At 72.4% G+C, this 8,248-nt stretch carries 4 protein-coding genes and 2 pseudogenes; 4 read left to right on the forward strand and 2 right to left on the reverse strand.

Features of this window, described 5'->3' with window-relative positions:
- The first annotated feature begins 253 nt into the window (after positions 1-253).
- The 4 genes and pseudogenes from ACIBH3_RS07120 (at position 254) to ACIBH3_RS07135 (ending at position 5,248) form a co-directional block, all read left to right on the forward strand.
- Positions 254-2,377: a SpoIIE family protein phosphatase gene (locus ACIBH3_RS07120; protein WP_396310886.1), complete on the forward strand. Its 2,124-nt coding sequence runs from the start codon at positions 254-256 to the stop codon at positions 2,375-2,377.
- 26 nt (positions 2,378-2,403) lie between these two features.
- Positions 2,404-2,907: pseudogene (locus ACIBH3_RS07125) on the forward strand (ATP-binding cassette domain-containing protein); the annotation flags it as partial.
- Between the two features lie 228 nt (positions 2,908-3,135).
- Positions 3,136-4,230: pseudogene (locus ACIBH3_RS07130) on the forward strand (SpoIIE family protein phosphatase); the annotation flags it as partial.
- Positions 4,231-4,429: 199 nt separating this feature from the next.
- Positions 4,430-5,248 carry a class I SAM-dependent methyltransferase gene (locus ACIBH3_RS07135; RefSeq protein WP_396310977.1) on the forward strand — a complete coding sequence of 273 codons (819 nt, stop codon included), beginning with the start codon at positions 4,430-4,432 and terminating at the stop codon, positions 5,246-5,248.
- Between the two features lie 90 nt (positions 5,249-5,338).
- On the opposite strand, the gene ACIBH3_RS07140 is transcribed toward ACIBH3_RS07135, so the two are convergent.
- Together ACIBH3_RS07140 and ACIBH3_RS07145 are read right to left on the reverse strand one after the other, a co-directional pair.
- Positions 5,339-6,574, reverse strand: coding sequence for an MFS transporter (locus ACIBH3_RS07140; RefSeq protein ID WP_396310887.1), 1,236 nt, complete (start codon positions 6,572-6,574; stop codon positions 5,339-5,341).
- A 151-nt stretch (positions 6,575-6,725) separates the two neighbouring features.
- Positions 6,726-8,248 (reverse strand): PQQ-binding-like beta-propeller repeat protein (locus ACIBH3_RS07145; protein WP_396310888.1); only part of this gene is annotated, 1,523 nt, incomplete at its 5' end.

The following is an 8,248-nucleotide window of genomic DNA, read 5'->3' on the forward strand; positions in this document are numbered from 1 at the left end:
GAGAGTGCCTGCTGAGTGCCCTGGCGCCGCGCGTCACCAGGCCGAGCCCGCGGCCTGAGCCCCGGTGGACGGGCCCCGGCGGCCTGAATCCCGACCGTGGACCCCGGCACACCGGGTGCCGCCCGGGCCGTCCGGGACGCCACCCGGGGCGGTGTGGGAGTCGGGCGACGGAGCGCATGGTGCCCGGCCGGGCCAGTATGGGAAGGAGGTTGCGGGTCCACTCGTCGGCTCGAATGAGGTTCTTGTGATGAGCATGTCCTGGCATGCATCGTCGCGGCCCGGACGCGAGGCCGCCGAGACGACGCCGGAGCGAGGTCTTGAGGCGGTGGCGCAGATCCTGCGATCGGTGCCGGGCCGGCTCGACGCACGCATCGGCGGCCTCTACCTGCTCTCAGCGGACGGAGAGCTGCTCGAACTGGTCATGACACTCGGGGCTGCCCGGCAGTTCACCCGACCGTGGCAGCACATCGGCATGACCGCGCCGATTCCGGTGGTCGAATCGGTGCACAGCGGCCAGGTCGTCTGGGTGGGCGGCGCGGAGGAGATGGCACGCCGGTACCCGAGGGTCGCGGTCGCCATGCCGTACGCGTTCTGCCTCGCGGCCGTTCCGCTCGTCCTGCGCGGGACGACGTACGGGGCCGTCTTCCTGCTCTGGCCCGCCGCGCACCCCGCTGAACTGTCCTCCCGTGAACGCGAGGGGCTCGACGCGCTCGCCCTGAGCCTGGCCGAGGTACTGGCGCAGGAGGCCCGGGCGGGCCGTCCGATCCGTCCCGCCCCACGCCCCGCGGTGGCGGAGGACCGTTCCGCAGACCCCCTTGCCACGATGGCGGCACGGCTGCCGGAAGGTGTCTGCGGTATCGACCTGGACGGCCGGCTGGCCGCGGTCACACCGGCCGCCGCCGAGCTGCTCGGCGAACCGGTCGAGCGGCTGCTGGGTATGCGGCCGTGGGCCGCGCTGTCATGGCTGCGCGATCCGGTGTACGAGTACCACTACCGGGCGGCCGTGATCGGCGGGCAGCCCACCTCGTTCGTCGCGTTGCGGCCGCCGGACCGGTGGCTGTCGTTCCAGCTCTTCCCGGACGGCTCCGGACTCACCGTGCGGATCGCCGCCGCCGCCCCGCGCGAGGGGCACCCCGGGACACCCGCCGAGCGGGCGGTGCACACGCGGCCCGGAGCGCTGTACCACCTCCTGCACCTCGCCAGCGCGCTGACCGAGGCCATCACCGTGCAGGACGTGGTGAGCATGATCTCCGAGCAGATCCTGCCGGCCTTCGGCGGCCAGGCCGTCGCGGTCCTGATGGCCGAAGGCGGCCGACTGCGCATCGCCGGCCATCGCGGCTATCCGCCCGGCCTGGTCGACCAGTTCGACGGCACCGCGCTGACGCAGTCCACGCCCGGTGTCCAGGCCTCCACCAACCCCGTGCCGGCGTTCTTCGAGACCCGTGAGGAGCTGGAGCGGCTCTACCCGGACCGCCACGAGACGCAGGACGAGATGGCCGCCTGGGCCTACCTTCCGCTGGTGACCTCGCGCAGGCTGATCGGCACCTGCGTGCTGGCGTTCGCCGAGCCGCACCACTTCGACGTGGAGGAGCGCGCCGTCCTGACCTCGCTCGGCGGTCTGATCGCCCAGGCACTGGACCGTGCTCGGCTGTACGACACCAAGCTCGTCCTGGCGCACGGCCTCCAGGAGAGCCTGCTGCCGCGTGCACTGCCCTCCGTCCCGAGCCTGGAGATCAGCGCACGCTACCTGCCGTGTACCGAGGGCATGGACGTCGGAGGCGATTTCTACGACCTCATCCGCGTCGGGCCCGACACCGTGGCCGTCGTCATCGGCGACGTCCAGGGCCACAACGTCAACGCCGCCGCGCTGATGGGCCAGGTCCGGACCGCCGTCCGCGCCTTCGCCTCGGCCGATGCCGATCCGAGCACCGTGCTCGCCCGCACCAACCGCCTGCTGGCCGACCTGGACACGGCCCTGTTGGCCAGCTGTACCTACCTCTGCGTCGATCTCGGCCGCCGCGAGGCCCGGCTGGCCAACGCGGGCCACCCGGTGCCCCTGCTGTACGGACCGGACGGCCGGGCCAGAGCACTGGAGCCGCCCACCGGCATGGTGCTGAACGTCGACCCCGCCGCCGAGTACCCCCAGATCCGCATCGACCTGCCGATCGGCACCACCCTGGTCCTGTACACCGACGGCCTCATCGACACGCCCGGCGCCGACCTCGACCAGGCACTGGCCGACCTCGCCGCCACACTCGCCCGCCACGGCGGCGACCCTCTCGACCGGCTGGCCGATGCGCTCATCGGTCAGTCCGGGCAAGCAGAGCACCGCACCGACGACATCGCGCTGCTGCTGGTCCGGTCGGTCCCCCGGTGAACCGCGACGAGAAGGAGACAGGTCCCGTGGCACGCACCCCCCTGCTGGCCGTACGCGGCATCTTCAAGCGGTTCGGTGCCGTACAGGCGCTGAGCAACGTCGGCCTCGACATCCACGAGGGGGAGGTCGTTGCGCTGGTCGGGGACAACGGTGCCGGCAAGTCCACCCTGGTCAAGGTCGTCTCCGGGGTGTCCCAGCCTGACTACGGAGTTATCGAGTGGGAGGGCCGGCGGGTCGACGTCCGCAGGCCGCTCGACGCCCAGAACCTCGGCATCGCCACCGTCCACCAGGACCTGTCGCTGTGCGACAACCTCGACACGGTCGCCAATCTCTTCCTCGGTCGTGAGCTGCGCAGGTTCGGCATCCTCAACGAGGTCGAGATGGAGAGACGCTGCCGCAGGCTGCTCAACGCCCTGTCCATCCGGATCCCCAGTCTGCGCGTCCCGGTCGGCTCGCTCTCCGGCGGCCAGCGTCAGATCGTCGCCATCGCGCGCGCGATGATCGGCAAGCCCCGGATCGTCGTCCTGGACGAGCCCACCGCAGCCCTCGGGGTCGCACAGACCGCACTGGTCCTGGAACTGGTGGAGCGCCTGCGGGACCAGCGGCTCGGCGTGCTGATGATCAGCCACGACCTGGACAACGTACGGGCGGTCGCCGACCGGGTGGTGGCCCTGCGCCTCGGCCGTAACAGCGGCTCCTTCGACACGAAGTACGCCACCCAGGAGCAGATCATCTCGGCCGTCACCGGTGACTACAGCACGGCCGTGACCCTGCAGCAGAGCCTGCTGCCCCGCGGGCTGCCCGAGCAGGACGCTCTCGACGTCGCCTACCGCTACCTGCCCGCGCGGTCGGGCGTCGGCGGGGACTGGTTCGACGTCATCCCCTTGTCCGGCACCCGGGTCGCGCTGGTCGTGGGGGACATCGTCGGACACGGTGTGCACGCGGCCGCCACCATGGGCCGACTCAGGACGGCCGTGGACAACTTCTCCATGCTGGACCTGCCGCCCGACGATCTCCTCGCGCACCTCGACGAACTGGTCAACCGGATCGACAAGGACGAGGCCACCGAACGCGGCGGCCCCGGGATCACCGGGGCCACCTGCCTGTACGCGATCTACGACCCGGTGTCGAGGAACTGCGAGCTGGCCAGGGCCGGCCATCTCCCGCCCGCGCTCGTGGCGCCAGACGGCACGGTGGAGTTCCTCGACCTGCCGGCCGGGCCGCCGCTCGGCGTGGGCGGCCTGCCGTTCGAGACCACGCACCTGCGGGTGCCCGAGGGCGGCCGGCTGGTCCTGTACACCAACGGCCTCGTCGAGGACCGCCGCCGGGACATCGACCGCGGCCTCGAACTCCTGCGCGGCACCCTGGCCGACGCCGACCGGACACCGGAGGAGACCTGCGACGCGGTGCTCGACGCGCTGCTGCCCGCGAGCTCGACGGACGACGTGGTGCTTCTCGTGGCGCGCACCCGTGCGTTGCCGGCCGACCGCGTCGCCCAGTGGGACGTCCCGCTGGATCCGGCCGCCGTGGCCGGCATCCGGGCCGCGGCCAGTCGGCAGCTGACCGAGTGGGGTCTGGCGGAGCTGGAGTTCACCACGGAGCTGATCCTCAGCGAGCTGATCACCAACGCGATCCGCTACGGCGGTGGTGGCCCGATCGGCGTCCGCCTTCTGCTGGACCGCACGCTGATCTGCGAGGTTTCGGACACCAGCAGCACCTCGCCGCATCTGCGATACGCCGCGGACACGGACGAAGGCGGACGTGGGCTGTTCCTCGTCGCCCAGTTCGCCGAGCGCTGGGGCACCCGCTACACGCCCGCCTTCAAGATCATTTGGGCGGAGCAGTCGCTCTGACCCGAACCAGGCGGCAGGCCGGCAGGCGGTCGGGGTCGAGCAATCCGGGCGGCGGCGTCCGACCTGTCCGGCTCGACTTGTCCGGCCCGGCATGTCCGGCCGGCGGATTGCCGATAGGCTCGTGACCGTCGACACCGAGCCCCCCGCGGGCGTCCCCGCCGCCGTGGAGGACGGACGGCGGACGCACCGGGAGGACGTCATGTGTGCTGATCCGACGACGGCCGGTCCGGCGGGGGCCGAGGGCGGCTACGGGGAGTCCCTGTTCGAGCCGTGGAAGCCGGGGGAGGGCGAGCGCATCGATCTGGGCTCACTGGCGTACGACCACGTGACCCGGGCCCGGCTGCGCGCTCTCGGGGTCGGGCCGAACACCCGGTGTCTCGACGTGGGTGCCGGCACCGGGACGGTGGCCCGCTGGCTGGCGGGGGAGGCCGCAGCGGCGGACGTGCTCGCGGTCGACCGGGACGTGCGCTTCCTGGAGCCGTACGCGGGCGGCACGCTGCGGATCCTCGCCGCCGACATCACGGCACCGGACTTCGACCCGGGCCGGTTCGATCTGGTCCATGCGCGCTTCGTGCTCATGCACCTCCCCGACAGCCGCCGGCTCATCGCCCGTCTGCGGGACCTGCTGGTGCCCGGCGGACACCTCGTCCTGGGGGACGCCATCGACCTCACCACGGCCGGGCCCCCGGACACCCCGTACCGGCTGGCGATGCGCGCGATGTGGCAGGCGCTGCGCGCCTCCATCGGCACCGACGTCTCCTGGACCCCGGACTACCCGCATCTGCTGCGCGAGCTCGGCCTGTCCGAGGTCGCAGCCGAGGTCCACGTCCCGCCGCTGACCGAGGGGAGCCCGATCGCTTCGTTCTGGCTGGACACCTGGGCGCGCTCCCGTGAGGCCATGCTCGCCACCGGACTCCTCGGCGCCGCTCAGCTCGCCGAGGCACAGGAGGCGCTCGCCACTGGCACCGCCGCCGACCTCTCCCCGGGGCTGGTCACCGCCTGGGGGCGCCGCCGCTGACCTCCTGCGCACGCCGACCGGGCCGGTCGGTCCGGGTCGTTTCGGACGGGCCGCGTCGATGCCACTGTAGAACCGTCGCCTTGGCGGGCTTCAGGCGACGGGCGCCGGCTCCGCAGCCTCGCGGTGTGCCGCCGGCGCGGGCTGGCGGCGTTGTGCCCAGCGGACGGCAGGCGGTGCTGCCAGGCCCGTCAGCGCGAACAGTGCTCCTACGACGTACCACCCCGGGCGGCCCCAGGTGATGCAGAGTGAGATGAGCAGGGCCGGCCCGAGGGCTTCGGCGAGGCCGGCGCCCAGGCCGAACACGCCGAGGTACTGGCCGGTGGCGTGCCGCGGGGCGAGGGAGAAGGACACCTCGAAGCCTGCGGCGGAGTGCCACAGTTCGCCGACGGTGTGGACCGTGACCGCGGCCATGATCAGGGCTGCGGCCGCCCACGCGGGTAGCCCTGCGGCGAGCGAGACCAGTGAGCAGGAGATGAGGAAGGCGACCCCGGAGCGGCGGTAGGCGCCCCCGCCGGCCGTGGGGGAGTCGATGGTGCGGCTGGCTCTCACCTGAAGCGCGATGACGATGACGGTGTTGCTGAGCATCGTGCCCGAGACGAGCCAGTGCGGGGCGGTCGTGGCCGCCAGCAGCCAGAGCGGGATTGCCACGGTGAGCACCTTGAACTGGACGGCCATGATGCCGTCGAGTGCGGTGAGCACGAGGTAGGGCCGGTCACGGAGGGCGATCCAGCGAGGCCCGGCGGTGACGGGCACCGGCTTGAGCGGCGGCAGGAGGAGCAGGACCGCCGCGGAGGCGGCGAAGGCGATCGCGTTGCCGATGACCAGGAGCTGGTAGCCGGTGAGGGTGCCCACCTGGACGACCCAGCCCGCCAGCAGAGCACCGAGGGAGATACCGACGTTGGTCACGGCCCGGAGATAGGCACGGAACTGCTGGGGGTGGTCCCCTCCGTGGTGCCTGATGAGCGGACCACGTGCGGCCAGTCCGGCGGCCTTGCCCCCCGTGGCCGCACAGACGGCGAGGACGAACGTCCAGAAGCCGTCGACCAGGACGAAGCCCGCCGTTGCCAGCGCCTGGACGACGAGCGTGCAGGCATAGACACCGCGTGCGCCGTGCCGGTCCGCGAGATGGCCGACGGCGATTCCCACGGCCAGCGAGACGAAGCCGGCGAGGGCGAGTCCGAGCCCCACCTGGCCGACCGGGAGGTGAACCGCCTGGGTGAAGTACAGCACCCCGGCGGTCAGGTAGAGGCCGCTGCCGACGGTGTAGACGAAGTTCGAGGCGGCGATGACGCGCTGTGGTCCGGCATCCGGCATCAGATGGGGCATGACTTGGCTCCGTGTCCCGGGCAGGAGGTGAGGGCCGGTCAAGCTTGTTGCATGGAAGTTGCAATAGCGATCCTCATGCAAAAGGTTGACGAGACGTCAACCACCCGGCGCCCGGGCCGGCCCGGGCGGTGCGCGACCGGGGCCGCCCGGCTCAGCTGTGCGCCGTCCTGCCGTCGGCGGCGATCGCGGCCAGGCCCTTGTCGGTCGGCCCGTAGAGCCGCCCGCCACCCGCCCAGTACGGCACGGGAGTCGACGAGCCGCCGCCGGGGTGGAACCCGAACGTCCAGCGGGGGGCGCCCGTGGCCGGGTCCAGCGCCCAGACCTTCCCGTGGATCCAGACGTAGAGGGTTCCGTCCGCGTACTGCACCGCCGTGTCCTGGAACAGCCCCATGGGCAGGGAACCCGACCAGCGAACGGTGCCGGTCTTCGCGTCGAAGGCCTGGACGACCGTGCGTCGCTCCGCATAGTGCGTTCCCAGTGTGTAGACGGTGGTGTCGTCGGGGCTCGCCACCGCCGCTTGGACGCCCCATTCCCCCTGGGACTGCCAGACCACCTTCCCGTCCGCCGGGTTCACCGCGTAGAGCCGGTCTGCAAGATAGAGGAAGTAGCCCGCGGCCGAGCTGTGTGGGCCGTCGTTGAAGACGGACAGGCGGGTCTGGAGGGTGCCGCTGCCGGGAGCCAACTGCTGCCAGAGGCTCTTCCCACCGTTGTTGACGTCGAGCGCCTCCAGCTTTCCGGCCTTCTTGTAGGTGTTGAGATCCAGGGAGTAGGTCTCCCACAGCAGGCGGGTGCCTGAAGAGGGGACGGCCAGCCGGGTGCTGTCCAGCGGCTGGAGCGGGTGGAGGGCCTGCCAGCGGACCTGGTGTGTCGCTGTATCCACCGCCCACACGAAGCTGGCCGTGGCGGCGGTTGGGGTCTTCGGGTCGGAGAGGGGGAAGGAGCCCCACGCCTCCCCGTGGACATAGACGATGTTGTCGAGCAGACCGACCACGGAGGCGGAGCGGGAGATGCGAAGGTCCGGCCGGGTGAGGGTCCAGGCCACAGCACCCGTGGCGAGGTCGACGGCGTTGAAGACGTACTTCAGGTCGCTCGGGCCGGCGAACCCCATGACGTAGGCCATGCCCCCGCCGACGGCCACCGGGCAGTCGCCGCTGCCGACCCCGGCCGGGGCGGAATAGCTGGTCAGGGGCCCCCACCGGGGCTGCCCGGCGCGGTCGAGCGCCCACACGCTCTTCATCCCGGCGAGGACGATGGTGTCGCCGTCACCCGCGACCTTGATCAGCGGCTCGGCGAGCGGCGCCGTCCAGAGTGGGGTCGCCTCCATGTCGGTCTCCAGCGAGCGGGTGTAATCGGTGGGGTCCGCCACCGGGGTCGCGGCCTGGGGTCCGGGGGCGGACCGGGGCTGCTTCGCGCGGTCGCTCGTCCGCGTCACGAGCAGCGCCGTGCCGCCGCCGGCCGCGGCCACCGCCCCGCCGGCCAGACCGAGCAGCAGCTTGCGGCGGCTGGGCCGGGGCGGGGGCGCGACCGGGCCGAGCAGAACCGTCGGCTGCCCGGTGGGCACCGCGCCCGACGGTTCCCCCGGCTGCCCGGTGGGCACCGCGCCCGACGGTTCCCCCGGCTGCCCGGTGGGCACCGCGCCCGACGGTTCCCCCGGCTGCCCGGTGGGCACCGCGC

It is taken from the genome of Kitasatospora sp. NPDC050543 (assembly GCF_044457565.1).
GTDB lineage: Bacteria > Actinomycetota > Actinomycetes > Streptomycetales > Streptomycetaceae > Kitasatospora.